This window comes from uncultured Leptotrichia sp. (assembly GCF_938036635.1).
Taxonomy (GTDB): domain Bacteria; phylum Fusobacteriota; class Fusobacteriia; order Fusobacteriales; family Leptotrichiaceae; genus Leptotrichia; species Leptotrichia hongkongensis.
Genome location: NZ_CALHQO010000008.1, coordinates 1 through 3,005, shown reverse-complemented (window position 1 = coordinate 3,005; position 3,005 = coordinate 1). Strand labels below are relative to the sequence as shown.

General features: G+C 26.9%; 3 protein-coding genes. All 3 read left to right on the top strand.

All coding sequences use genetic code 11. The annotated features are described in order from the left end of the window. A partial coding sequence (locus Q0370_RS00075) for a sugar transferase (RefSeq protein ID WP_299570410.1) occupies positions 1 to 1,223 on the top strand: 1,223 nt, incomplete at its 5' end. 37 nt (positions 1,224 to 1,260) lie between these two features. Continuing rightward, the gene (gene rfbA, locus Q0370_RS00070) at positions 1,261 to 2,124 is read left to right on the top strand and encodes a glucose-1-phosphate thymidylyltransferase RfbA (RefSeq protein WP_299570407.1); all 864 of its coding nucleotides are present in this window, start codon (positions 1,261 to 1,263) and stop codon (positions 2,122 to 2,124) included. A 16-nt stretch (positions 2,125 to 2,140) separates the two neighbouring features. Then, positions 2,141 to 2,899 (top strand): ABC transporter permease, encoded by a 759-nt coding sequence (locus Q0370_RS00065; RefSeq protein WP_299570404.1) that lies wholly within the window; start codon positions 2,141 to 2,143, stop codon positions 2,897 to 2,899. Positions 2,900 to 3,005 lie beyond the last annotated feature (106 nt).

Sequence of the window (3,005 nt, the reverse complement as noted above, 5' to 3'; positions counted from 1 at the left end):
TGGATAAATATGATTATGTAGCAAAATATCTAACTAATTTTATATTTATCCTGTTTATATTTGTAAAATTTATATTTGGACAGTTGGATTTTTATGCAGAACGTTTTAGATATAAAGATGTTTTTATAACTTTAGGAATTGATTTGATATTTTCAGGGATGCTTTATGCTTTTTGGAAAAGAATTGATATTATTTATATATACGTATTAATATTTGTATTTCAAGTGGTTTTTAGAAAAATTGTATGTTCCATTTATATGAAAAAGCAAAATGTATTAATATTTGGCTCAAATCACATAGAAAACAACATTCAGGAAGATATTATAAATACATTAGACTACAATTATATTGGTTATATTTCAAATAATAAAAGCAAAGCAACAAAATATCTTATTGGAAATTACAACGAAATGGAAAAAATTATTGCTAGAAATAATGTTGATATTCTAGTAATTGTAAAAGATATAAAAAGTCCTGATTTCAAAAAATATTTAAAACGCATATTTGATTTAAAAATCAACGGACTAAAAATAATGACTTATGAAGAATTTAACGAAGATATTCAAAAAAAAATCGATATAAATCAAATAAATGAAGAATGGCTTTTGGAATCAAATGGATTTGATATTCTAAATAACGAAATGCAAAAAAATATAAAACGAGGAATGGATTTAATACTCGCATTAATTTTGATGGTTATTCTTTCCCCACTTGCATTAATTACAGCAATAATTATTAAATTTGAATCTAAAGGGCCAGTTATATTCAAACAGACAAGAATAGGTGAAAATATGAAACCTTTCAGAGTTTATAAGTTTAGAAGTATGAGATTACATGATCCTGATAAATATTCAAAATATACTCTAGATAATGATACAAGAGTTACAAAATTTGGTAAGTTTATGAGAAAAACAAGGATTGACGAGTTGCCACAACTTTGGAATATCTTAAAAGGTACAATGAGTTTTATTGGTCCACGTCCAGAGTGGGACATACTTGCAAAAGATTATGCAAAACAGATAAATTATTATAATCTAAGACATCTTATAAAACCTGGAATAACAGGTTGGGCACAAGTAATGTTCCCGTATGGTGAAAGTTTAGATGATGCTAAAAAAAAGCTTGAATATGATTTATATTACTTAAAACATCAAGATTTAATACTAGATGTATTAATCGTTGCAAAAACAGCTAAAGCTGTTTTGTTTGGAAAAGGGAAATGAAATTACACTTATAATACTTTTAAGGAGGTATTTTTAAATGAAAGGAATTATTTTAGCTGGAGGTAGTGGAACTAGACTTTATCCACTAACAAAATCAATTTCAAAACAAATCATACCAATTTATGATAAACCTATGGTTTATTATCCTTTATCTGTACTTATGCTTGCAAATATAAAGGATATTTTGATTATTTCTACACCAAGGGATTTACCTTTGTTTCAAGAACTTTTAGGAGATGGAAGTGATTTGGGCATATCTTTAAAATACCAAGTGCAAGAAAAGCCTAATGGACTTGCAGAAGCTTTTTTAATTGGTGAAGAATTTATCGGTAATGATAACGTAGCTTTAATTTTAGGAGATAACATATTTTACGGTAGCGGATTTTCTGGGTTAGTTGAACAGGCTGCTAATTTAACAAAAGGAGCTACAATATTTGGATATCCTGTAAAAGATCCCAGAGCTTATGGAGTTGTAGAATTTGATGAAAATGGAAAAGCCATTTCATTGGAAGAAAAACCAAAAGAACCTAAATCAAATTATGCGATTCCAGGTTTATACTTCTATGACAATACAGTTATCGAAAAAGCAAAAAATGTAAAACCATCCGCAAGAGGTGAGTTAGAAATAACAGCTGTGAACGAAATGTATCTTTCTGAAGGAACATTGAATGTTAAAAATCTTGGAAGAGGTACAGCGTGGCTAGACACAGGTACTCATGAATCTTTGTTAGAAGCAGCTAATTATGTCGAAGCTATTCAGAATAGACAAGGTTTTTATATTGCTTGCCTTGAAGAAATAGCTTATCAAAAGGGCTGGATATCATCAGAAAAATTGAAAAAGTTAGCTGAGCCAATGATGAAAACAGCATATGGTCAATATTTAATTGGACTGATAAAATAAAGAAAGTGAGGATTTGATGGAAATATTTAAATATAAAGATCTTGTAAAAGAATTAGTTGTTAGAGATATAAAAGTAAAATATAAAAAATCAGTTTTGGGGATATTATGGAGTATTTTAAATCCTCTTTTAATGATGATAGTTTTGTCTATTGTTTTTTCAGAAGTTTTTAAATCTTCAACTAAAAATTTTCCTTTGTATCTTATTACTGGACAGGTAATTTTTAATTTTTTTTCTGAAGCGACTAATATGTCTATGATGTCAATACTTGGAAATGGAGGTCTTATAAAAAAGGTTTATTTGCCTAAGTATATTTTTCCACTTTCTAAAACTTTATTTGGATTAGTAAATTTAATTTTTTCATTAATTGCGGTATTTATAGTCATTCTATTTACAAAACAAAAAATAGGGATATCAAGTCTTTTTATACCTTTGTTATTTATGTATATTACTATATTTAGTTTAGGAATAGGGTTCATTCTTTCAAGTACAGCAGTATTTTTTAGAGATATTATTCATTTGTATGGCATTTTATTAATAGTTTGGAATTATCTTACACCAGTTTTTTATCCTTTGGAAATAGTACCTGATAAATATAGAAATTTTATTTCTTTAAATCCTATGACTTATTATGTAGACTATTTTAGAAAAATTTTGTTGTATAATGAAATTCCAGATTTAAATTTAAATTTTATATGTTTTTTTGTTTCAGTAATATCTCTTTTAATAGGGATATTGATATTTAAGAAAAATCAAAATAAATTTATTTTATTATAGCATTTTTTATATCATTTGTTAAGATTCTCTCTGTAATGCTTTAATCTGCATCTTTTATAGCGGATAAACCTTGTGAAATTCTTCTAAGACAACACCGCTTTCTTGC

What these genes read in the sequence shown, in the direction of transcription:
- rfbA (WP_299570407.1), top strand. Translation starts at nt 1,261, where the DNA reads ATGAAAGGAATTATTTTAGCTGGAGGTAGTGGAACTAGACTTTATCCA.
- Q0370_RS00065 (WP_299570404.1), top strand. Translation starts at nt 2,141, where the DNA reads ATGGAAATATTTAAATATAAAGATCTTGTAAAAGAATTAGTTGTTAGA.